The following is a 22,244-nucleotide window of genomic DNA, read 5'->3' on the forward strand; positions in this document are numbered from 1 at the left end:
GTTCTCATTGGTACAGTCGGTGGGCGGGTGAAGAACTGCCCGCCCACCGCTCCACGGACAGGAACACAGGATGGCTGACCGCATCACCCTCGACGACGTAAGCAAAGTCGCCGGAGTCTCCCGTTCGACCGCCTCTCTTGTCGTGCGCGGCAGCTCCCGGATCCCGGAGGCAACGGCCAGCAAAGTCCGTGATGCCATGATCCAGCTTGGCTACGTGTATAACCGGCAGGCAGCGAACCTGCGCCAGAGCCGATCCATGACCGTCGGCCTGGTTGTCACCGAAATCATCAACCCCTACTTCGCCGAACTGGCCATGGCAGTCGATGAAATCAGCCACGAGGCCGGTTACACCATCTTCATCGGCTACAGCCGGGACCGGGCCGACCGCCAGGCTGAAATTGTCGCTTCCATGATCGAACGGCAAGTTGATGGGCTCCTGTTACTCCCGGCCCCGGATACCGACCCGAAACTGCTGGCCAAACAGGTCAACGCCGCGAATGTGCCTATCGTCCTGCTCGCTCGGAAGTTCGGGGGATTCGACTACGTCGGCAGTGACAACGTTCGCGGAGCAGCCCTGCTCGGTGACCACCTGTCCGCCGTCGGCTGCCGCACCGTCGCGTTTTTGGGCGGCCGTCCCGCCCCCTCGCTCAGGGAACGCGAGGAAGGGTTGCGCTCATCCCTTGAAGCGAAAGGGCACGATTTCTGGTCCACCGATGAACTGCGAAGTGCCATCAGCCCCGAGGGTGGCGCGGCGGCCGTGGGCAGGCTTCTGGACCTGGGCCGGCTGCCGGACGCGGTGGTCGCCTACAGCGACATCATCGCCGAAGGGATATACAAGGAACTGCGCCGCCGGGGCCTCGAACCTGGCCGCGACATCGCCGTCGCTTCCTTCGACGACACGAGGATCGCTGCCAGCCAGGTCCCACCAATGACCTCTGTTGCCGGATTTCCCAGCAAGGTCGGTACGCAAGGCATTGAAATGCTGATGCGACGCTTGGCCGACGATCAAACTGACATACCCAGCCGGGCGGCTCTCATCGAACCGCAGCTAAAAATACGGTCGTCCACGGCGACGTGGCGTCCCCGGATGTAGCCCCCGGAACAGGGCCCAGGCCTAGAAAGGCACCCAATGACACTCCAGCACGCACACCCGACCCCTTCCGCAGAAGACGAGCCGGAATTCGACCCTGACCTCCCCGGACCGCAACCCCTCCAGGCACTGCAGATGCTGATCAGCCGGATCGAATCCCAGACGGTTGACCTTCAGCTCAGCAAATTCGACCGAAGCGACGCCTTGGCACTGGGACTGTTGCTCGTCGAACTGGGCACCGCCCGCAGCCTGCCCGTCGCCATCGACATACGCCGCGGAGATCACGTGCTGTTCCACAGTTCCTTGGCCGGTGCCACTGCCGACAACGGCTTCTGGATCGAACGCAAAAGCCGAACCGCGCACCGGTATGAAGCGCCGTCATTTCTCATTGGCCTCCGGGGGCGCTTGGGCGGCGGAAAGATAGAGGACAATGCGTGGTTTGACCAGAACCGGTATTCCGCACATGGCGGATCGTTCCCTCTGTGGCTGCGGGGAACGGGCCTCGTGGGAACGGTGACTGTGTCCGGGTTGCCCCAGAAAGCGGACCATGACTTGGTGGTGGAGGCTCTGACCATGTTTCAGCAGCGATCAGCTGGCTGAGCTCCGACGCCATACGCACGAGAAAGCCTGGGCACCGAGCTTAAGAACACGCAAATGGTTGGGTCATATCAATGTGCGTAGTGGTCCGGGTCTTGCCGGGCAGGTCCTCCGGTGTCCAAAGCGTTGATGGACCGGATCTCCTCGGTCGTGAGTTCGAAATCGAAAATGGCGAGGTTCTCGCGTTGCCGTTGAGGGTTCGCCGTCTTCGCCACCGTGGCAATACATTGCTGGGTGTGCCACCGCAGAACGATCTGGCTGGGAGTTTTGCCGTGTTTTACCGCAGCTGTGGTGACGACAGGGTGGTCGAGGAAGGCCCCACCCCGGCCCAACGGGCTGTACGCGCCCGTGATGATGCCGTGGGTCCGGTGCAGGGCCTGAAGTACGGGGCGCACGTGCTCCGGATCCAGCTGGATTTGGTTCACATGTGGCACCAGGCCGGATGCCAGCAGCCGCCGCACATGCGATGGCTTGAAGTTCGACGTACCGATCGAACGTATCCTGCCTTCGCGTAGCAGCTGGGCAAGGCCTGCCATAGCCTCTACATACCGGTCTTGGGCCGGGTCCGGCCAGTGGATAAGAAACAAATCTATGTAGTCCACGCCCAGGCGTTCAGCGCTGCGTTCGAACGCCCGCGAGACCCCATCCCCGGCGTGCCACTCCTTGTTGAATTTCGAGACGACGAAGACCTTATCGCGTTCGATGGCGCTGCGACGCAGCCCTTCACCGACTCCTCGCTCGTTTCCGTAACTTTCCGCCGTGTCGAACAGGCGGTAACCGTTCAGCACCGCCGTCTCGACTGCCGCAGCTGTCGTCTCATTGTCCATGGGCCACGTACCCAACCCTAGGACGGGCATCGCGACACCGTTGGCGAGCTGGAGCGTCGGGGCGAGCATCAGGCGACGTCCGATGTTGCCGGGACCGGGAGCATTTCAGCAGCGATCGTCCGGCCGATGCCTTCGAGCAGCGCCCCGGCGTTGGACATGCACCGACCCACGTCAGGCTCAATGTCGGCAAGCGCGAAGGTCCGGGCAAAGCCAGCTTCCGTGAGCGTTTGGGCCGACAAGGTGGTCCGGCCGCACACCGCAGCCACTGGAATTCCCGCAGCGGCCGCCGCCTCGCTGACACCCATCGGGGCCTTGCCCGACAGGCTCTGCTCGTCGAGGCTGCCCTCTCCGGTCAGTACCAGCGTTGCGCCGGCGATGCGCCCGGCCATCCCGGTCATCCGTCCGATCACGTCAACGCCACGCTCAATCCCGGCGTTAAGGACAGCCATGGCGGCGAACCCAATGCCACCTGCTGCTCCGGCGCCGGGCCTGACTGCAACTTCCGCGGCCCGCTCCCCCAACTGATACCCCAGGGCTTCGACGAGACGCGTCAACCCTGCTTCAAGGATCTTGATCTCATTGGCGTTGGCGCCCTTCTGGGGTGCGAAGACAGCGGCAGCGCCACGCTCGCCCAGCAGCGGGTTGTTGACGTCGCTGGCCAGCGTAAATCGCGTCTTTCCTACCCGCCAGTCAAGTTCACTGAGGTCAATGGAGCCAAGCTCGGCCAAGGCCGCACCTCCCGGCACCAACGGATAGCCCCGCCGGTTCAGCAATTTCGCTCCCAGGCCAACCAACAGTCCCGCACCACCGTCGGTGCAGGCACTGCCGCCTGCACCTACGTATACATGGGTGCAACCCAGGTTCAGGGCCTGACGGATCACCTCGCCCGTTCCCAGGCTTGTCGCGCCCAGCGGATCGGGGATGCCGCCCGGTAGACAGCCGAGCCCCGAGGCGCTGGCTACCTCCACGATTGCCTCATGACCACGCACTGCCAAGGTCGCCTCGACCGGCTGCCCCGTTGGACCCGTGACGGTTACAGGGTGGGGAGAAAAGCCAGCGTGTACGGCGGCGTTGACGGTGCCCTCGCCGCCGTCCGCAATGGGGAGGAAATCGACTTCCAGATCCGGGCGTTGACCCTGAAGTCCTTTGCGCAGGTGAAGTGCCACCTCATCCGACGCAAGGGAATGCTTGAATTTGTCCGACGCGATCACAACACGCACGCGGCGTCCTCTCTAGATGTCTCGGGAATGATTTGACGGCACCGCTAATGACTCGCCCACTGGGGCATCACCATCGAACTGTTAGCGGATACCGTTCAGAGCCAGCAGGTTGTTCCAGCGTTCCGCGGCTACGTCGGGCTGTTCCAGTGCGCCGGATGCGTCGGCGAGGCGCACCAGATCCGAGAGGTGCGGGAGGCTGCGGGCGCTGTGCAGACCGCCGATCATGCTGAAGGCTGGCTGATGACCATTGAGCCAGCTCATGAACGCCACCCCGGTTTTGTAGTGATAGGTCGGGGATTCGAAGATTTTCCGGGAGAGTTCCTCTGTCGGACCCAGGATGCGGTGATACGCGTCGCTGTCACCGGCGTCCAGGGTTTGCAGTGCGGCCGAGGCTGATGGGCCAAGGGCGGCGAAAGCGCCGAGCAGAGCATCCGAGTGACCTCGGGTGTCACCGCCAATCAGACCGACGTAATTGAAGTCATCACCGGTAAACATCGTTGCAGTTGAGGGTAGCTGTTCCCGGACATGAATTTCCTTGCGTGCATCGAGCAGGCTCATCTTGATACCGGAGACTTTGTCCTGGTTTTCGGTCATGATCTCCAAGGCGGTCGTCGACGCTGCCGTGAAGTCTATCGAACCGAAATAAGCGCCCAGCAGCGGATCAAACGCCGCACCAAGCCAGTGGAGGATGACCGGACGGGATGCCCTGGCGAGTACTTCGGAATAGACGCGGCGATAGTCAGCGGCGGTGGAGGCTGCGCGGGCAAGATGGCGGCTGGCCATCAGCACGACACCGGCTCCTTGTTCTTCAGCAAAATGCAGTTGGCTGGTGTACGCGTCAACGACGGCCTCGAGGCTGATGACCTCGTCCTCGACGTGGTCGGTATTAACCCCGACCACCAGGGAACCACCCACGCTGCGGGCTTCGGCTGCGCTGCGTCTGATCAGTTCGCGGGTAGCGACGGCGTCGAGACCCATGTTGCGCTGGGCGGTGTCCATGGCGTCGGCCACCCCAAGGCCCCATGACCACAGGTGGTGACGGTATTGGAGTGTCGTGTCCCAATCGATATCTGCCGGGGCTCCGGGGACATTGTTTCCCAACTGCTGCGGCACGACGTGGGCTGCGGCGTAGGCTGTTCGGCTGCTCAGAGGCGCCGACGGTTTGTTGTACGCCGGTGCTTCGTGCAGCGTCTGCTGGCTCGTACGGCCGTCCTCATTGATCAGAAGTACCTTGCTCACAGCGCACGTCCCAGGCAGAGCAGGTCGAAGGGCGCATCGCTGACGATGCCGAGGTCAGGAAATCTTGTCATCATTTTTCATCTCCAAAAGGGCGTTAGTGGTGCGGGAAGTTGTTCAGCTGGGGTTCGGCGTCGTGGCCGGCGCATACGCGGCCGTGACGGAGAGGGCGGCAGTGCCTAAGTGAGCGAATAACCGCCGTCGATGGGAACGATCGCCCCGGTGACATACCGTGCAGAATCGGAGGCGAGGAAACGGACGACGTCGGCGACGTCCGCCGGTGTACCCAGGCGCTGCAGGGGCAACCGCGCCATGATCGGCTCAAGAACTTCAGGCTTTGCCAGATTCTCAGCTGTCATTGGCGTCGTGATGTATCCCGGGGCGACAGCATTGACGCGCACGTTGCGGGGCCCGAGTTCAACGGCCAGGCCACGGCTCAGTTGGACCAAAGCGGCCTTGGTCGAGCCGTACGGGACAATCCGGGGAAGGACCCGCTCTGCCGCCATTGAGGCGATGTTGACCACCGAGCCCCCGCTTCGTTCCAGAGGCGCTGCTGCGGCCCGGATCAGACGGTACGCAGCTGACAGATTAATGTCCAGCAAGCGCTGCCATTCGTCCTCTTCAACATCAATGGCGTCTTTACGCAGTTGAACGCCGGCGGCGTTGATGAGCACGTCCAGTTTGCCGGACGGACCAGTGGCTGCGTCCACAATCTGCAGGGCGGCGGCGGGGTCTCGTAAATCTGCCAGTATCCACCGCGCTTCCAGTTCCTTGGCGGTCTGCTCGACTCGCGGATCGGCATCGACGAGCAATACGTCGGCACCGGCGCCACAAAAGGCTTCCGCGATGACGGACCCTATTCCTCCGGAGGCACCAGTGACTATGACGGTGCGGCCTGAGAATTCTTCTTGATGGGCACTCACGGCAAGTTCCATTTCTGTTCGGTGAGGGTTGGGCGGCTTCAGAAGGAGCATCCGCCAGTCCATAAGACCACAAAGAGTAACCGGTTACAAGAGCTCGGAACATCTGGTACTCGTTCAAGTGTTGGGTAAGTTGTGGATTTTTAGACACTGATGGACTTAACAGAGAAACCGGTTACAATTTTGCTATCGCGGACAGCGGTCACGGGGCCGGCTGTGCCGACCGCTGAGAGCGCAAGCCCGGCGTGACTGATGCCTCCCCATCCCCACTTACGGAAGTACGGTGCCACCCACATGAACTTGGATCGATGCAGCATCAATTCAATTACCCTCCGCTCGGCCGGCCTCCCGGAGCTGATCGAGACTGCACTCTCCCGAGGGGTGCCCGGACTGGCTCTCTGGCGTGACGTTTATTCCGAGTCGGGTGCTGCAGCAGCTGCCCGGGATGTCCGGGCAGCGGGCTTGAGAATCACGAGCATCTGTCGCGGGGGAATGTTTCCTGCCGCGTCCGCGTCCGAACGGTCCGTGATCGACGCCGATAACCGCCGGGCAGTCGAAGAAGCACATGAGTTCGGGGCTGAGTGCCTGGTCATGGTCTGCGGTGCCGCCACCGACAAGGACCTCAGCGGCGCACGTGAACAGATCGAAGACGGCCTGCGCGTGCTCGCACCGTACGCCGAGCAGGCCGGCGTACGCTTGGCCATCGAACCTATGCATCCGATGATGATTGCCGACAGGTCTGCCATTTCGTCCCTGACCGAAGCAAATGACGTGGTCGAACGCATCGGCGCACCGAATCTCGGGATCGCCCTGGATGCTTATCACGTATGGTGGGATGTATCCATGGCGGCGCAAATTCAGCGCGCTGGCAAGAGCTTGTTTTCGGTTCAGGTTTGCGACTGGGTCACGCCCATCAACGGCCAATTGAGCAGCCGCGGCATGCCCGGTGAAGGCGTGATCGACCTCGGGGCGTTTGTCTCCCTTGCTGACGCTGCCGGCTACGAGGGCCTGATCGAGATCGAAGTCCTCAGTGACCGTTGGTGGTCGACGCCGATTGAGCAGGCAACTGACGCCGCCCTCGATGGATTTGCACAGATTTAGTGGTACTCGCAGTGGGTGAAGGTTGAGGAGTCGGATGTCGGAGAGTGCGCGTCAACGGAAGCGCCAGACGCCTAAGTCCGGGGCAACCATCAGGATGGTAGCGAAGGAAGCCGGTGTTTCCACAGCAACCGTCTCCAGAGTGCTGACCCAGTCCGGCACCGTGAAGCCCGAGCTGGAGGAACGCGTCCGGCGTGCCATTGAAGCCCTGGGATACGAGCCCAACGCCGCGGCCCGGGGGCTTTCGAACGGCTCATTGCGCAACATCGGCATCATCATGCCGGATATGACCAATCCCTACTTCTTCCATGTGGTCGATCAGGTTACCCGCGGGGCCTCTGAAGACGGCTACCGGGTCCTCATGGCCAGCTCCTACGGAAACCCGGATCAAGAACTGGCAACGGCATTAGAGTTGCGCCCACAGGTCGACGGACTCATACTTCTGTCCTCACGCATCGGAGCGTCCGGGCTTCGGGAGCTGGCCCGGGCGAAGACACCAACGGTGTTGGTGAACCGGGTGGAGCAAGGCGTTGACCTTCCGGTCGCCGCGGTAGATCACATGGCGGCGACCATGCAACTGTGTGGCCATCTCTTCAGCCTCGGGCACCGAAAGGTTGTGTACCTTTCAGGCTCCACGTTGTCCTGGCAGGATCAAGAGCGCTGGAAAGGCATGCTGATGGCGCGGCACATGGGCCTTGAGACGGTCCGCGTCGAAAGTGAAGGCACCATCGAATCCGCTTACGAAGCCATGGATCAGGCGCTTGGATTCAAGCCGACAGCAATCGTGGCTTTCAACGACCTCGCCGCCGTCGGCGCGCTTTCGCGATTGCAGGATCTGGGCATCAGCGTCCCGGATCAGATGTCCCTCACTGGATTTGATGACATCCCCCTGTCCCGGCACATCCAACCCCATCTGACCACCGTCCACAGCCCCACCCGAGAGTTGGGCGATCTGGCATGGAACCTCATGTCCCAGAGCCTTGCCGGCGAAGCCAACCTGGAGGTCCGATACGCTCTCGCTGAGCTGATTCTGCGCGATTCAACAGGACCGGCCGCCAGGAGTGTGGTATCGATCCAGTAGGGCAACGAAGAGCAGCTCACATCCTTTGTGACAACGGATTGAAAAAATTTCTGAACTTTTACTGGATCGGTCCAGTAAAGGGGGCTACCATGAATTACAGGTAACTTGGATCACACGAGTACGAGAGGAACAGTCGTGGCACGAACAACACTCGCAGACGTCAGCCGCCACGCCGGTGTCTCCCGTTCGACGGCGTCCCTCGTCCTGAACAACAGTCCTGAGATCCCCGAGTCCACCAAGGTCCGCGTCCGCGCGTCCATGGCCGAACTGGGGTACGTCTACAACCGCCGTGCGGCCTCGTTGCGCAACCAGAAGTCCATGGCTTTAGGACTGGTTGTGACGGAGATCAGGAACCCCTACTTCGCCGAACTGGCGATGACCTTGGAGGATGTCGCCTATGCCTACGGCTACGCCCTCTTCGTCTGCTACAGCCGAGACAATGTGGATCGTCAGGAAGTCCTGATCGCCCGCCTTCTCGAAAGAGGCATTGACGGATTGGTTCTCCTGCCCGCGGCCGCTACGGCGGCGGGCAACATCGACCAGTTGCTGGAAGCCAGCCGGACCCCCCTTGTCCTGCTGGCGAGGCACTTCGGGCTCCAACACGACTACGTCGGGGCGGATAATCGGCTTGCCGGGGAGCTTCTGGGCCGGCACCTTGGCGCCATTGGCACCAAAAACGTAGCCATGATTGGCGGCCCTTCCTCCACCTCTGCCAGCCTGGAACGCTCTGAAGGGTTGGCCACAGGCCTGGCCGGAAGTGGTGTTCAATTCACTCCCCCGCTGCGGTTCTCAGGACCGACCACTGCAGCCGGCGGGGCGGCAGCAACTGCCGCACTGCTCGACCAAGGCAGCCTTCCCGACGCTATTGTGGCCTTCAGCGACGTCACCGCCGTGGGTGTCTACGCCGAACTCAGTGCCAGGGGCCTGGAACCCGGGAGGGACGTCGCAGTCGCTGGCTTCGATGACATTCCGAGCTCCGCGCACCAGGTACCACCGTTGACCACCGTCGCAACTTTCCCTGCCTCCATCGGGGAGAAATGCGCCGAACTCATTCTTGAACGCATTGCCGATGACCGGCCAGCAGGCCTTGCTGGAGGAGAAGACCTCCCGCACATCTTGATTAGGCCGGAACTACGGATCCGCGCCTCGACGGCGTCCTGGCGTCCCCGCACCACACTCTGACTGAACCCCACACTCACTTCTCAATAACTCTTCACACCGGCTGATACGTCCGGCACTTTAACCAACCCTCAGGCCACCCATTCCCGTGAGCCTTATGTTGTCGCGTCCGAAAGAAGCAAGGAACATGAACAAGAAGCCCATTCTCACAGCACGCCAGGCCGCGGACCTGATCAACGACGGTGACGTCATATCGGTCAATTCATCATCCGGACTGGGCTGTCCTGACGCCGTACTCGAAGGGATCGGGGCGCGCTTCTGCGAGACGTCAGCACCCTGCGACCTGACAACCATTCACCCGATCGCCGCAGGTGACATGTGGGGGATCAAGGGCATCGACCACGTGGCGAAGCCGGGACTTCTGCGCCGTGTCATCGCCGGTTCCCTGCCTTCGGGCCCCAGCAGCGCTGAGCCACCGCTGATTTGGCAGATGATCGACAACGACGAGGTCGAGGCCTACAACTTCCCGTCGGGCATCATCTACCAGATGCACCGCGCCGCAGCGGCAGGCCAGCCCGGCGTCACCAGCAAGGTGGGACTGGAAACCTTCGTGGACCCCCGGAACCAAGCGGGCCGCATGAACGACACCACCCCGCCTGCCATCGTGGAACTCACCGAGCGTAAGGGGGAAGAATGGCTGTTCTACGAAGCGGTGATCCCGAACGTGGCCATCATCCGCGCCACGACGGCAGACGAATACGGCAACCTGACTTTCGAAGAAGAAGCATCCATGCTGGGCGCATTGGACTTGGCCTATGCCGCCCACAACAACGGCGGAATCGTGATCGCCCAGGTCAAGCGGGTTGCCGAAGGCCGAACACTGAACCCCCACGACGTCCGCGTACCGGGCATCCTCGTCGATGCGATCGTGCACGCCCCCGAACAACTTCAAACCACCCAGACGCTCTACGACCCCGCCCTTTCAGGACAACAACGCCGGTCCCTCAAAACGTTGCCGGCGGTCCCTTTCTCTTTGGAAAAAGTGATGGCCCGCAGAGCCACGCTCGAGCTGCAGGCCGGGGAGACCGTCAACCTTGGTTTCGGCGTCGCAGCCCTCGTGCCGCACATCCTCCTTGAAGAAGACCTGCCGCAGGAAGTCAGCTGGGTCATCGAACAAGGCCCCGTGGGCGGTGTCCCGCTGCTGGACTTCGTCTTCGGAGTCTCGCAAAACCCCGACGCGATCATGCCTAGCATTGACCAGTTCACCCTGCTGCAAGGGGCCGGATTCAACCGAACATTCCTGTCCTTCCTGGAAGTCGACAAGACCGGCAACGTCAACGTCCACAGCCTCCCCAAGCGACGGCACGTGACGGCCGGCGTTGGCGGCTTCGCCGACATTACCTCTGCGGCCTCCGACATCACCTTTGTCGGGTCCTTCACCGCCGGCCGCAAAGACATCGTGGTCGAAGAGGGCCAGTTGAAGATCCGCACGGACGGCCCACACACCAAGTTCGTGAACAACGTCGACGCAATCACCTTCTCCGGGGAACGCGCAGCCCAAACCGGCCAACGAGTCAAATACGTTACCGAGCGCGCGGTCCTTGAACTCCGGCCCGAAGGCCTGACTGTCACCGAAATTGCACCCGGCGTGGATCTGGAAAAAGATGTTCTCGCCAAGGCCGAATTCCCCCTGCACGTCAGTGGCGCACTGACCACCATGAACGCCGTACTCTTCGCACCAGAGCCCATGGGACTCAAACTCCCCCACGTTGCCGCACATTCCCGGCTCGAAGCCCTGAACCTGCGCCAGCCATGACCAGCCTTGGATCAACAAAGGAGATCGACATGACCATGATCCAGGATCACACTCTCGGCACCATCCGTCTGGAGACCAGCCCATCTTCGGTGGCCACCATAACGATCGACCGCCCGCGAAAACTCAACGCGCTCAGCCTTGAACTCTTGGCAGAACTCGAAGCCTGCCTTCAGGCTGTCGAAAAATCAGACGCTCGGGTTCTCGTCCTCCGAACCGCCGGCGACCGGGCTTTCTGTGTCGGCGCCGACATCGGACAGTTTTCGGCTTTCAGCCCGATCCAGATGTGGAACTCCTGGATCAAGGAGGGCCACAAGGTGTTCCGCCAGCTCGCCGTCCTCAGGCAGCCGACCATCGCTGTCATCGACGGCGCGGCCCTGGGCGGCGGACTCGAGCTCGCCCTCGCTTGCGACTTCAGGATCGCGTCCACAACGGCAAAGCTCGGACTGCCCGAAGTCAGCATTGGGACCATCCCCGGATGGGGCGGCACTGAAAGACTGACCGCCCTTGTAGGGGAGGCCCGGGCCAAGCAGCTCATTCTGGCGGGCCGGCAGATCCGCGCTGAGACCGCGCTTCAGTGGGGACTCGTCACAGAAACGGCGGAGGCAACATCGTTGGAGGAAGCTGTGGACGACCTCGTCGCGGATATTCTCCGAGGCGCACCGGTGGCCCAACAGACTGCCAAACAGCTTGTCCGCGCCGCGGCACAGGGCGTCGACTCCGCCATCTTGGAAGCCATTGCCAGCGGATTCACGACCAACACCCGTGACTTTCATACAGGAATGAACAGCTTCCGCGACAAAACAACGCCGCTTTTCACCGGCCACTAGTAGTACAACCATCACCCGTTCGACCGGCAACCCGCTGCCACTCACGATAGGTAATAGAAAATGTCAGTTAACGACGATGTTAAGGACGCCCCGGATGGCAACACTGTCACTCGGGCCGACCTGCGCAGGGCCGCGTGGGCCAGTTCCCTCGGCAGCGCCCTGGAATATTACGATTTCGCCCTCTACAGTCTCGCTTCTGCCCTGATCTTTGGACCGTTGTTCTTCCCAGGCAGCAACCCGGCCACTGGGCTGATACTCAGCTTCGGAACCTACTTCCTTGGCTTCGCAATCCGTCCGCTCGGCGGCATCGTCTTCGGGCGGCTCGGCGACCGGCTCGGACGCAAGTTCGTTCTGCTGGCGACCATTACGCTGATGGGCGGCGCCAGTACTCTCATCGGTTTCCTTCCCACGTATAACGGCTCGGCGGGAGACTGGTACCACGGCGGCGCAGGGATCATCGCTCCGATCCTGTTGATCGCACTGCGCCTTCTTCAAGGTCTGGGCGCAGGGGCCGAGATGGCGGGCGCCTCCATCCTCATGACCGAGTACGCACCGCGTCGGGAACGGGGCTTCTATGCTTCCCTGCCGTTCATGGGTGTGCAGGTCGGGACGGTCGCTGCGGCACTGGTCTACTTCATCCTCGTCAATGCCAATCAAACGGTTAAGATCACCGAGACCTGGCTCTGGCGGGTTCCTTTCCTGGCCAGCATCATCATCCTGGTTGTGGCCATCTTCATCCGGCTCAAACTCAAAGAGTCTCCGACTTTTAAGAAGCTCGAAGCTCACGAGATGATCGTCCAGAAGCCCGTCCGTACGCTGTTCAAGACCTCCGGACGGACTCTTATCCGAGGCATCGGCCTTCGTCTGGCCGAGAACGGCTCGTCCTCCATCTACCAGGCTCTTGCCGTTGCGTACGTCACCAGCGCTGCAGTGGGCGTCACCGGCCCCATCGGTGCCCTCTCACTGGTATTCGCAGCCAGCCTCGGTTCCATCGTTGTACCGGTTGCGGGCAAACTCTCCGATAAGTTCGGCCGCGTCAAGACCTACCGCGGCTTTGCCGTCTTCCAGCTCATTGCAGCTTTTCCGATCTGGTACGTGCTCAGTTTGGGCGACACGGTCCTGACCATCGTCGTCGTCTCCCTTGGTCTCGGCATTGGCACCTGGGGAATGTTCGGCTCGCAAAGCGCTTTCATGTCTGAGCTTTTCGGTTCACGTCAGCGGTATCTCGGCGTCTCGGTTGCCCGCGAGATCTCAGCGGTCATCTCCGGCGGCGTGGCACCCCTGATTGGCGCCTGGATCATTTCTCTGGTTGTTTCTTCCGATGGCGGCGCCAGCGTTGAAGGAGCCGGACTTGGTGCTTGGGTCCCCATCGCGGCTTACCTCTCGGTCCTGACCCTGATCACCATTGTGGCGACCTTCTTCACGCCAGAGACCATAGGCCGTGACCTGGACAGCGTAAAGGATGCCATCGACGAGCCGACCAGTGTCCAAGCCCACCACGCGGCCGACTATACAAAAACCACCTCTGCGCTCTAGAAGCACGCCCGGCCCGGTATAGACGCTGGTCTTCCCGGCCATGCACACAGAGGATCTCTGCAGGGCCGGCGGCGAGCGTTCCTTGAACGTACGTCGCCGGCTTTTGTTCACAAGACGCCCAACTCAGATCGTGCCGTGCCCGATCATCGATTCGGAGAGGAGGTACCACATGACAATCAGCACGCTGGCCGAGGTGGCGCACATCGCCGGGGTTTCCTCCGCGACAGCATCGCGGGTTCTCAATGGATCCTCCCGCACACCCGGGGAAGACATTTCAGCGCGGGTACGACGTGCAGCAGAATCCATCGGCTATGTCCCAAACGCACAGGCGCAGGCTCTGGCAACTTCCACATCTGGGCTGGTGGGGCTCATCGTCCACGACATCGCCGACCCCTACTTTTCCACCATTGCCTGCGGAGTCCAGGCCGCGGCCAGGGATGAGGGCAAGATGGTCCTGCTGGCGACCACGGACGGGACGCCCGACAGCGAAAGGGAAGCCGTGGCCGCCTTCGTGGGCCGTAGGGCGGACGCCATCGTGGTCGCAGGATCACGGACCATAGGCGTCAAAGCCGTACACGCCAACGCCGAACTCGCCGAAGACTTGGACCGATACTGCAACAACGGTGGGCGCGTGGGCGTTATCGGTCACCCGATCATCGGAGCCACGGCTGCCTCTGGATACCACCACGTTGAGGTTCCCAACGAAACGCTCGCTACGGAACTGGTACAGGAGCTTGCCCTCGAAGGGCCTCGAAACTTCGTCATCATGGCCGGACCCGATGGCCTGCTCACCTCCGATGACCGCGTCCGCGGCTTTCAACGCGGTCTGGCGTCCGCGGGGTTGCCACGCGCGGATGTGGTGCGGGCAAGTTTTAACCGTGCCGGTGGCTACAGTATCGGACTCCGGCTTGCCTCGGGCCTGCGTCCGGATACGGCCCGGCGCGGTGGGGCGCCGCTGACCGTATTGGCAGCAAACGACATGATGGCCATCGGGGCGGTCGCCGCTCTCCGTTCCGCAGGGCCCCTGATTCCGCAGCCAAGAGTAGCCGGTTTCGACGACATCGAGCTTCTGCGGGACTTTCCACCGGGGCTGTCCACTGTTCGCCTGCCACTGGCGGAGATCGGGCGGCTGGCCATTGCGGAAGCCTTGGCCGGAAACCCATCACCTGTGGCCGTAGCCGGTAAGATCATCCTCCGACGTTCTCCCTAGCTGTGAGCAGACCCAACCCGGGTGAATCTGCACGGAGCATCGTTCGGCCCGATCCGCTCCCCGGCCTCCTACGGGACCACAGCTCGTCGGAGACGCCTGCGCGTTACCCCTCTGCAGTAACGGTGAGCTCCCACCCGCTGTCGGTGGACCTGAGATCGGTCACGGTGGCGTGCGCTGACCGGTCCGGAATGCGAAACAAGGCGCGGGCCAGCGGATTCACAAAGGCACTTTCCACAGCCGAACTGACACCTCGGCCGCCGAAATCGAGGTTCCTCAAGGCAGCCTGGGTGACGGCATCTGCCACAGCCGGGGCAATGTCCAGCGTCAGATTGAAGCGGGCCTTCACCGTGGCAGTGGCGGTATTGAGGTAGTTCTTGACCAGTTCCCGGGCTATGGTCTCGGAAATGTAGTCGAAGACGATGATGTTGTCTCCGATGCGGTTGAGGATTTCCGGCCGCTGAAGCTCTTCTGTGAAGTGTCGGGTGATTGCTGTGTGGACCCTCGCCCGGGTAACTTCGTAGGGGTCACTGCGGTGGGTTACGGGGGGTTCCTGGTCGGTTTCCCCACTCGTCGGCGACGGCGAGGCGCCCAGGTTCGAGGTGAAGATGATGACGGTCTCACTGAAATAGACAGTGTCGCCGGCCCCGTCTGTCAGCCGCCCGTCTTCGAGGATCTGCAGGAACTTGTCCAGAATCCTCGGATGGGCTTTTTCGATCTCGTCAAAGAGCAGGATCGAGAAGGGTTTCTGCCGGACCGCGTTCGTCAGCTCACCGCCGGCGCCGAATCCAACGTAGCCCGGAGGCGCGCCGATCAGCCGCGCCTCTGAGTGCTCGGCCGAAAATTCGCTCATGTCGAAGCGCGTATAGGCGTCCTCCACACCGAAAAGGAGTTCAGCCAAGGACTTGGCCAGTTCCGTCTTACCGACTCCCGTGGGTCCTGCGAAGAACAGGATCCCTTGCGGCCTGTTGACCGTTGCGCCTCCTATGTGAGCCCCCGTGAGTCCAGTCGCTGCACGAAGCAACACATCCAGGGAACGCGCTACGGCCACCGGCTGTCCCAGCACCCTGGCGCTGACTTTAGCTTCACCATCGGCTACTCGGCGCAGCAGGTCCGGGTCGGCCCAGGGGCTTTCCGACACACCGAATCGAAGGCTTCGGATGGCAGTTTCCACCGCAGCCGGCGGCACATCGGCATCGACTGCGAGGGTGACAATGTGGCTGAGGTCCCGCAGCATCATGCCGTCGGAGAGCCGGGCAAAGGAGGTAATGGCTGAGGCGGCCTGCTCGGCGGGCAGTTCCGTGAAGCCCGGCAAGTGGGCCATCAGTGAAGACGCCGCGGCACGTCTGATGCCCAGTTCCGGTGTGGCGACGCTGATGCTGCTGACCTGGTCGCCATCGGCGAGCCATCGCGGCGGCTCTCCATGATGGCCCCCAATCCAGAAGACCACTCCACCAATGCTGTCCGGGCGGCGTTGCGGAAGCTCGAGGTCAGGTTCGGCGTGGGCGAGTTTTTCCGCCAAAGTGAACAAGGAGCGAAGGTCCGTACCGGCGTTCTGTTCATCCCTCCAGAGCCGGCCGGCAAAACGGATCAAAATGCCGACGCGCTGCTCACCGTCCGACATGGCCTTGCGGATCAGATCCGATAATTTCCCCAACGTCGCGGACGTGGACCGGTTCAGGTGCGATGAGCTGAAGAACGTTTCCGCTGTTCCAGCTGCCCGTTCGTACTCCATGGAGATTCCCTCTACCGGGTCGTAGGCGTAAACGAGATCAAATGCGTTGACCCTGAGCCGGTCGATTATGAGGTCATTGGCGGCACGCAGTTCCACGCCTTTGTCCGAACTGACCAGATGGAAGTCCTCGATGTTACCGTCCAGCAGGAATTGCCGGGTAATGGGAAGAAGGACGTCAATTTCCCGAACCCACGTGGGTAGGATCTTCCCGCGTGGCGATTCTGTCGACGTCCGGGCTGCATGATCTACCATGTGTCGCTCCTCAGAACCCGAACGACCGGCGGGCCAGCCGCTGGGCTTCGAAGTTGGCACCATCAAGGGGCGCGAAGTTCCCGGCGACCACGTCAACGGGAGTGACCACGAGCTGGGAGACGTTTGCCGTGATGATGTCTACGACGCGCTCATCATGCGTCAAGGGGCCACCAAGGACGATGGCTCGCGGATTCACCAGCGTCACGATATTGGCAATGTGGTGGGACACCCGTTTCATGGCCTCTTCCAGGTTGGCTGCGGGCCGGGTCGCTGAGGCGCTAACCGCTCGCGAGTCCAGTCCGTAGGCAGAATCACGTCCGAACCCGTGAGCGGAGAGCCGCTCCGTCAGGTCCATGCCGTCCAAATCACGCAAGTAGCCTATCTCTCCGGCCAATCCTCTATAGCCCCGTTGCAGGGATCCCCCCAGGAAGAGCCCGGCCCCAAGGCCGTCGCCCAGGTAGATGTAGACGAAATCGTCAACTCCCGCCATAGCGCCAAGGTGCCGCTCCGCCAGGGTCGCCCAGTTGACGTCATTGTCCACAACGACGTGGGGTGCACTGATGCCCAGTTCATGGACGATGTTGAACCGTCCCGCCGCGAACGCCGAATTTTCAAGAGCGACGGTTTCGCCCGTCCTTGGGTCGATTGGATTCGCCACCGAGACACAGATCGATTCCAGCGGCGACCCGGACGCCTGTGACGCTTCCTCCAACAGTCGTCGGGCCGTCTCAATGACGACAGCCGGCGAGCTGTCCAACTCCACGTCCCGCTCAGCCTCGAAAGCGGTGGTCCCGTCCAGGGCCACGGCATGTGCCGAGATCTTCCGGGGGGCCAGGCCCAACGCCAGGGAGTGCGCGCGCTTGCCGTTTACTTCGAACAGGGTGGCAACACCCCCGCGGCCGCCACGCCGGGTGCCGGTCGAGAGGATGATGCCATGCTCGGTGAGCCGTTTGGCGGCCTCAGAGATAGCCGGTTTGGAGATACCCGTCTGTTGGGAGATCTCTGCACGTGATAGTGGTCCTTCCGATAAGAACAGGGCTTCAAGAAAACGAGCTTCAGTGATGGAGGCCAGCATTTCGTGTCGCGGTAATTCCTGTACGGTAGCCATTCAAAAATCCTCAGTTAGGAGCCTTTACTGAATCATAGCGCGTGGGGTACAGTTGAGCCATACCATCCAGTAAGCAATCATTACTGATAGATACTGAGGAGAAAAATGACCGAGACGGAGCAGACAAGCTGGGAGAATCCACCGGCGGATTACCCCGCGGCCATCAAGGCAGTCAAGAAGATGCTTCGCGCCCAGATCGGTGACGTGGAAGGCCTCTTCGCCAAGATCGAAACCTTTGTCCGCGCCGAAGTCGAGGACATCGTGCAAACGAAGGCGCGGGGCGAAAGCGTCTGGCCGATCGTCCAGTACTCCGACATCGAGAACGGAACAGTTCCACAGGAGACACTGGACCTCATCCACCGGCGCGGTTGTGCCGTCATCCGCGGCCAGGTGTCCGAAGACACGGCCACGGGCTGGGACCAGTCACTGGTCGACTACGTTGACAGCAACGACTTCGACAAGAAGTACCGAGGACCCGCTGACAACTTCTTCGGCAATCTGAAGGCTTCAAAGCCAGAAATTTACCCCATCTACTGGTCCCCCGCCCAGATGGAAGCCCGACAGCACGAGCACACTGCCAAGGTGCAGAGCTTCATGAACGCCCAGTGGAAGAGCGAATCGAAAGGTGTCACTTGGTTCGATCCGGATCAGGACGCAATGTACCCGGACAGGATCCGTCGCCGCCCACCGGGAGCGAACTCGAACGGTCTCGGTGCCCACACGGACTCCGGCTCGGTGGAGCGATGGCTGACCCCCGCCTACCAGCAGGTGTTCTCCAGCCTCTTCCACGGCGATTTCGAGTCTTTCGATCCGTGGGATGCCGCCTACCGCACTGAAGTCGACGAATACCCGTCATCCACAATGTGCAGCGTCTTCCGCAGTTTCCAGGGCTGGCTGGCCATGTCGGAAATGCAACATGATCAGGGCGTACTGCACGTAGTACCGATTCCTGCCGCCATGGCCTACATGCTCATCCGCCCCCTACTGAACGATGTCCCGGAGGACTCGCTCTGCGGAGCCGAGCAAGGTATGGCACTCGGCGTTGACGAGAAGTGGCATCCCCTGCTGCTGGACGCTGTCTCGGGCATTCCGGATGTAAAACCTGGCGACTCCGTCTGGTGGCATTCCGACGTCATTCACAGCGTCGAGCCGGTCACCGATCAAAAGGGATGGGGAAATGTCATTTACATCCCGGCCGCGCCCATGTGCGAAAAGAACGCGAAGTACGCAGCCAACGTCGCCGAGCGTTTCCGCCTCGGTGAAAGCCCGACAGACTTCCCCAAGGAAGACTACGAAACCGATTGGGCAAACCGTTTCAAGGAAGAAGACCTGAACGAAATCGGTGCCCGCGGCCTGGGGATCACCCGTAGCGCACGCCAAGCCAACCAGGCAGCAGCAGCCCAGCCATAAGCTGCACTTCTGACAGCGTTACCCGGGGGACGTCCAACCAGCATTCATTGGGGTTGGGCGTCCCTCTTTCATATCCACAACAGAAGCACTGAACCACGAAAGACAGTCATGACCATCGTTCAAAATGCGCCGCATACCCGTATCAACCGACGCGGTGACGACGGACGCCCGAACCGCCGTCAGGGCAACCACGTTCGCCCAACAAGCGACGGCGCTCCGACGACAACACCTGAAATGCTTATCGCCGACTTCGTTGTGGGCTCCGCCCAGGAACGCGACTTTGAACTCGACAGGGCTCTGGGGACTGCACGGTTCAAGGCCGCGATGGAGGGTAAACAGGGCATCCTGGTCACCCGGCACGACTTCTGCCGGTTCTCTGTCCGGCTCACCTCCACCGTTCCCTTCGGAGCCATCCACGAAAAGGACAACGCGGAGCGGAACTAATACCTCCACCGCCACGATCCTGGCCGCTCAATGATCCGCCCGGACCCACCGGAACGCGTACACCGGCGATGCTACGGCCCCGGCGAACCACGCCGGCCTAACCCGCAGTCCCACACCCACCCGTTAGAGAATGAGCCGTGCCTGCGACCGAAACATAAGCGCATCGGGAGCACGAGGGATGTCGAGACGGCACGCGAATGGACAATCGTGTACCTGTTGCGCGTAAGGACTGCATTGAAGAGTCCGCTGGCAACGAACCGGCGTCGAGACATGGCCTTATTCCTTATCTTCCGTCATTTCTTGGACTGCCCCTTGTGGGGCGAAAGCCTGCTCCAGCGCCGTTGCCCGGAGCGGGTTGTGCAGGTGGGACGGGGGCAGCGTTGTCAGACCCAGCAGTTGTGCTTGGGCGTAGTTGCTGGATGTGTCGACGGCCGCGAAAGGTCCAGTGAGCATTTCCCGGGCGAGGCACAGAACCTCCGGAGCCGGACTTCCATCTGCTTGGGAGACGTGAAACCCGCCCCCCACGGACAGAGGTCCTCAAGCTTGGCCACCGCCCGATGAAGGGAACCAGTCACTGGGTTCAGCGCTCCACCTGAATCACTGCTACACCGTCGCGTTCGAGGATGAGCTCATCGCCCTTCGCCACCCGACGGTTTCCGAGGAGTTCGTGCCCCGTGACTTCCAGATCCAGGATTTTCGCCTCTTCGGAGTAGTTCAGGAAGAAGAGGTAGCTATGTTCATCGGTGCGTCGTTCGGTAACTTCAACTTCGTTGGGTGCCCCATGCGGAGCCTCCACTGCTGCGCGGGAGATGAGGGCAGCAACGATTTCGTCCAATGACTCCTGCGGTAGCTGCGTTCCGAGATACACCACGGTGCCTTCACCGAGCTGGTGGTCAAGGATTGCGGGTTTCCCGTCCAAGTGGCCTCCACTGTAGACGGCAACAACGCCGGCTGTTTCAGGGGCAATGTCGTCCTGCCAGCGGTTCGCTGTCACTGTGAAGCCACTCTCAACAAGCTCCTGCCGGACAGCAGCCCGGACCGTCACGGTGTCAGCAGGCGGCAGGGGTGCGAAGTCCAGGACGTGTGCGCCGATGACATCCCTGAGCCCGCCAGGGTACCCGTTCGCGATGACTTGGTCGTCTTCGTTCACAATGCCGGAGAAGTAGGACACGAGAACGTGTCCCCCGGCCTGCACGAAGTCACGAACGGCCGCATGCTGCTCTTCGGTGATGAGGTACTGGTTCGGGATCACCAGCAGCCTGTACGGTGACAAATCCGAGGACAGCGTGACGGCATCCACGGTGACGTTGGTCTTCCAGAGGGCACTGTAATGGCTGATGACCGCTTCCTTGTAGCTGAAATCGTTCACCGGATGCGCGGCGCCTTCCACAGCCCAGAAGTTGTCCCATTCCCAGACAATGGCCACTTTCGCGTCACTGCGGGCCCCGGCAACGCCGTCCAGCTGGGCCAGCTCGTTGCCGAGCTCCTTGACTTCCTGCCAGCCGCGGGTTGCCTCGCCGCCGTGCGGGAGCATGGCCGAGTGGAATTTTTCCTGGCCGAACCGTGATGCACGCCATTGGAAGAACATGACAGCGTCGGCTCCATGGGCCACCGCCTGATAAGACCCCAGCCGCATCATGCCCGGCTTCTTGGGGACGTTGACCCTCCACTGGCTGACGGCACCGGCGGCTTGTTCCATCATCATCCACGGGTCACCTCCGCCGAGGTGGCGCATCAGGTCGTACTGCATGGCGGCCTCGACCAAGGACGCCGGTTTACCCGGGTCAGGGTAAATGTCCAGCGCCACGACGTCCAGCTCGGCTGCCCATCGCCGGTAGTCCTGGACCGGGAAGAACTGGACAAAGTTGGTCGTCGACGGAATGTTGGGGGTGACGGACTTCAGGATGTCCCGTTCCTGCTGATAGAGGTCGAGTTGTATGTCGCTGTTGAAGCGGGCGTAGTCCAGGTCCCGGGCGGGATTGACCCAACCTCGCACCGGTTTGGGCACGTGGACCTGGCCCCAGTCGCTGTAGATTTGGCCCCAGAAGCTGGTGCCCCAGCGGCTGTTGAGCTCCTCTAGGAACCCGTACTTGTCCTTCAACCAGCCGCGGAAGCTCTCATCGCACAGGTCACAGAAACAGTACTGGTGGTATTCGTTCCCAATGTGCCACATGGCCAGGGCGGGGTGGTCCCTGTAGCGCTCGGCCAGAAGGCGTGCAATGCGCTGGCTCCGATCCCTGTACACCGGCGACGAGGGACAGAAGTGTCCTCGGCTGCCGATCGCTATACGCGTGCCGGAGCGCTCAACCATGAGGGTTTCCGGGAAGGACGTCGCAAGCCATGGTGGAGGGGTCGCGTTCGGGGTGGCCAGGTTCACGGATATGCCGTTGGTGGCCAGGAGGTCCATGATTTCGTCCAACCAGCCGAAGGTGAACTCACCGTCGGCTGGTTCGATGGCTGACCACGAGAACACTCCCAGGCTGACGAGCCTGACGTTGGATTCGCGCATGAGCCGGACGTCTTCGTGCCACGTCTCACGGGGCCATTGTTCGGGGTTGTAATCGCCACCGTAGATGATGCCGGGAAGGCGTTGGCGGAAGGATTCAAGAGGTGCGGGGTTCATGGAAGAAGGAGCTCTCGTGTGGGAAATGGGGTGGGTGCGCTTGAGGATAGTGGGGGCTGCGGCGCCCCCAGGGAGAGCCTGGGGGCGCCGCAGCTCCT

The 22,244-nt window shown here is 61.7% G+C and carries 19 protein-coding genes; 11 read left to right on the forward strand and 8 right to left on the reverse strand.

The genetic code is table 11. From position 1 onward, the window contains the following. The first annotated feature begins 70 nt into the window (after window positions 1-70). A complete protein-coding gene (locus AC1RJY_RS18510) occupies window positions 71-1,093 on the forward strand; it encodes a LacI family DNA-binding transcriptional regulator (protein ID WP_498602970.1) in 1,023 nt (340 codons plus the stop codon). Between the two features lie 36 nt (window positions 1,094-1,129). Continuing rightward, window positions 1,130-1,690, forward strand: coding sequence for a heme-degrading domain-containing protein (locus AC1RJY_RS18515; protein WP_498602971.1), 561 nt, complete (start codon window positions 1,130-1,132; stop codon window positions 1,688-1,690). A 68-nt stretch (window positions 1,691-1,758) separates the two neighbouring features. Here AC1RJY_RS18515 and AC1RJY_RS18520 read toward each other — a convergent pair whose 3' ends face one another. The 4 genes from AC1RJY_RS18520 to AC1RJY_RS18535 all read right to left on the reverse strand — a co-directional run bounded on the left by AC1RJY_RS18520 (window position 1,759) and on the right by AC1RJY_RS18535 (window position 5,893). Then, window positions 1,759-2,583 (reverse strand): aldo/keto reductase, encoded by an 825-nt coding sequence (locus AC1RJY_RS18520; protein ID WP_404594529.1) that lies wholly within the window; start codon window positions 2,581-2,583, stop codon window positions 1,759-1,761. Then, window positions 2,583-3,734 carry a glycerate kinase gene (locus AC1RJY_RS18525; protein ID WP_498602972.1) on the reverse strand — a complete coding sequence of 384 codons (1,152 nt, stop codon included), beginning with the start codon at window positions 3,732-3,734 and terminating at the stop codon, window positions 2,583-2,585. The genes AC1RJY_RS18520 and AC1RJY_RS18525 overlap by 1 nt, the downstream gene beginning before the upstream one ends. An 81-nt stretch (window positions 3,735-3,815) precedes the next feature. Next, the gene (locus AC1RJY_RS18530; RefSeq protein ID WP_498602973.1) at window positions 3,816-4,973 is read right to left on the reverse strand and encodes a dihydrodipicolinate synthase family protein; all 1,158 of its coding nucleotides are present in this window, start codon (window positions 4,971-4,973) and stop codon (window positions 3,816-3,818) included. 176 nt (window positions 4,974-5,149) lie between these two features. Next, window positions 5,150-5,893 (reverse strand): SDR family NAD(P)-dependent oxidoreductase, encoded by a 744-nt coding sequence (locus AC1RJY_RS18535; RefSeq protein WP_498602974.1) that lies wholly within the window; start codon window positions 5,891-5,893, stop codon window positions 5,150-5,152. A 291-nt stretch (window positions 5,894-6,184) separates the two neighbouring features. Between AC1RJY_RS18535 and AC1RJY_RS18540 the strand changes: the two genes are divergently transcribed. From AC1RJY_RS18540 to AC1RJY_RS18570, 7 genes are all read left to right on the forward strand, one after another. Then, window positions 6,185-6,991: a sugar phosphate isomerase/epimerase family protein gene (locus tag AC1RJY_RS18540; RefSeq protein ID WP_498602975.1), complete on the forward strand. Its 807-nt coding sequence runs from the start codon at window positions 6,185-6,187 to the stop codon at window positions 6,989-6,991. 34 nt (window positions 6,992-7,025) lie between these two features. Then, the gene (locus tag AC1RJY_RS18545) at window positions 7,026-8,069 is read left to right on the forward strand and encodes a LacI family DNA-binding transcriptional regulator (protein WP_498602976.1); all 1,044 of its coding nucleotides are present in this window, start codon (window positions 7,026-7,028) and stop codon (window positions 8,067-8,069) included. A gap of 135 nt (window positions 8,070-8,204) precedes the next feature. Next, a complete protein-coding gene (locus AC1RJY_RS18550) occupies window positions 8,205-9,251 on the forward strand; it encodes a LacI family DNA-binding transcriptional regulator (protein WP_404594535.1) in 1,047 nt (348 codons plus the stop codon). 124 nt (window positions 9,252-9,375) lie between these two features. Beyond that, window positions 9,376-11,004, forward strand: a complete 1,629-nt coding sequence (locus tag AC1RJY_RS18555) for an acyl CoA:acetate/3-ketoacid CoA transferase (RefSeq protein WP_498602977.1) — start codon at window positions 9,376-9,378, stop codon at window positions 11,002-11,004. Window positions 11,005-11,033: 29 nt separating this feature from the next. After that, the gene (locus tag AC1RJY_RS18560; protein WP_498602978.1) at window positions 11,034-11,831 is read left to right on the forward strand and encodes an enoyl-CoA hydratase/isomerase family protein; all 798 of its coding nucleotides are present in this window, start codon (window positions 11,034-11,036) and stop codon (window positions 11,829-11,831) included. A 60-nt stretch (window positions 11,832-11,891) separates the two neighbouring features. Continuing rightward, entirely contained in the window at window positions 11,892-13,367 is a 1,476-nt protein-coding gene (locus AC1RJY_RS18565; protein ID WP_498602979.1) for an MFS transporter, read from the forward strand. Window positions 13,368-13,536: 169 nt separating this feature from the next. Then, window positions 13,537-14,577, forward strand: a complete 1,041-nt coding sequence (locus tag AC1RJY_RS18570; protein WP_498602980.1) for a LacI family DNA-binding transcriptional regulator — start codon at window positions 13,537-13,539, stop codon at window positions 14,575-14,577. 103 nt (window positions 14,578-14,680) lie between these two features. On the opposite strand, the gene AC1RJY_RS18575 is transcribed toward AC1RJY_RS18570, so the two are convergent. Both AC1RJY_RS18575 and AC1RJY_RS18580 read right to left on the reverse strand, forming a co-directional pair. Further along, a complete protein-coding gene (locus tag AC1RJY_RS18575) occupies window positions 14,681-16,561 on the reverse strand; it encodes an AAA family ATPase (protein ID WP_498602981.1) in 1,881 nt (626 codons plus the stop codon). A gap of 10 nt (window positions 16,562-16,571) precedes the next feature. Next, the gene (locus AC1RJY_RS18580; RefSeq protein WP_498602982.1) at window positions 16,572-17,669 is read right to left on the reverse strand and encodes an ROK family protein; all 1,098 of its coding nucleotides are present in this window, start codon (window positions 17,667-17,669) and stop codon (window positions 16,572-16,574) included. 105 nt (window positions 17,670-17,774) lie between these two features. Between AC1RJY_RS18580 and AC1RJY_RS18585 the strand changes: the two genes are divergently transcribed. Continuing rightward, complete coding sequence (locus AC1RJY_RS18585) at window positions 17,775-19,079, forward strand: DUF1479 domain-containing protein (protein WP_498602983.1); 1,305 nt, start codon at window positions 17,775-17,777, stop codon at window positions 19,077-19,079. Window positions 19,080-19,187: 108 nt separating this feature from the next. Then, window positions 19,188-19,523, forward strand: coding sequence for a hypothetical protein (locus tag AC1RJY_RS18590; protein WP_498602984.1), 336 nt, complete (start codon window positions 19,188-19,190; stop codon window positions 19,521-19,523). A gap of 276 nt (window positions 19,524-19,799) precedes the next feature. Here the strand turns inward: AC1RJY_RS18590 and AC1RJY_RS18595 are convergent, their stop codons facing one another. Both AC1RJY_RS18595 and AC1RJY_RS18600 read right to left on the reverse strand, forming a co-directional pair. Then, window positions 19,800-20,048, reverse strand: coding sequence for a hypothetical protein (locus AC1RJY_RS18595; RefSeq protein WP_498602985.1), 249 nt, complete (start codon window positions 20,046-20,048; stop codon window positions 19,800-19,802). 55 nt (window positions 20,049-20,103) lie between these two features. Then, window positions 20,104-22,146: a beta-galactosidase gene (locus AC1RJY_RS18600; RefSeq protein WP_498602986.1), complete on the reverse strand. Its 2,043-nt coding sequence runs from the start codon at window positions 22,144-22,146 to the stop codon at window positions 20,104-20,106. Between the last annotated feature and the right edge of the window lie 98 nt (window positions 22,147-22,244).

Source organism: Arthrobacter sp. GW822-FHT05G07 (assembly GCF_058799755.1).

Coding starts and splice junctions, on each gene's coding strand:
- AC1RJY_RS18510 (WP_498602970.1), top strand. CDS start 71: ATGGCTGACCGCATCACCCTCGACGACGTAAGCAAAGTCGCCGGAGTC.
- AC1RJY_RS18515 (WP_498602971.1), top strand. CDS start 1,130: ATGACACTCCAGCACGCACACCCGACCCCTTCCGCAGAAGACGAGCCG.
- AC1RJY_RS18520 (WP_404594529.1), bottom strand. CDS start 2,583: ATGCTCGCCCCGACGCTCCAGCTCGCCAACGGTGTCGCGATGCCCGTC.
- AC1RJY_RS18540 (WP_498602975.1), top strand. CDS start 6,185: ATGAACTTGGATCGATGCAGCATCAATTCAATTACCCTCCGCTCGGCC.
- AC1RJY_RS18545 (WP_498602976.1), top strand. CDS start 7,026: ATGTCGGAGAGTGCGCGTCAACGGAAGCGCCAGACGCCTAAGTCCGGG.
- AC1RJY_RS18555 (WP_498602977.1), top strand. CDS start 9,376: ATGAACAAGAAGCCCATTCTCACAGCACGCCAGGCCGCGGACCTGATC.
- AC1RJY_RS18560 (WP_498602978.1), top strand. CDS start 11,034: ATGACCATGATCCAGGATCACACTCTCGGCACCATCCGTCTGGAGACC.
- AC1RJY_RS18565 (WP_498602979.1), top strand. CDS start 11,892: ATGTCAGTTAACGACGATGTTAAGGACGCCCCGGATGGCAACACTGTC.
- AC1RJY_RS18570 (WP_498602980.1), top strand. CDS start 13,537: ATGACAATCAGCACGCTGGCCGAGGTGGCGCACATCGCCGGGGTTTCC.
- AC1RJY_RS18575 (WP_498602981.1), bottom strand. CDS start 16,561: ATGGTAGATCATGCAGCCCGGACGTCGACAGAATCGCCACGCGGGAAG.
- AC1RJY_RS18580 (WP_498602982.1), bottom strand. CDS start 17,669: ATGGCTACCGTACAGGAATTACCGCGACACGAAATGCTGGCCTCCATC.
- AC1RJY_RS18585 (WP_498602983.1), top strand. CDS start 17,775: ATGACCGAGACGGAGCAGACAAGCTGGGAGAATCCACCGGCGGATTAC.
- AC1RJY_RS18590 (WP_498602984.1), top strand. CDS start 19,188: ATGACCATCGTTCAAAATGCGCCGCATACCCGTATCAACCGACGCGGT.
- AC1RJY_RS18600 (WP_498602986.1), bottom strand. CDS start 22,146: ATGAACCCCGCACCTCTTGAATCCTTCCGCCAACGCCTTCCCGGCATC.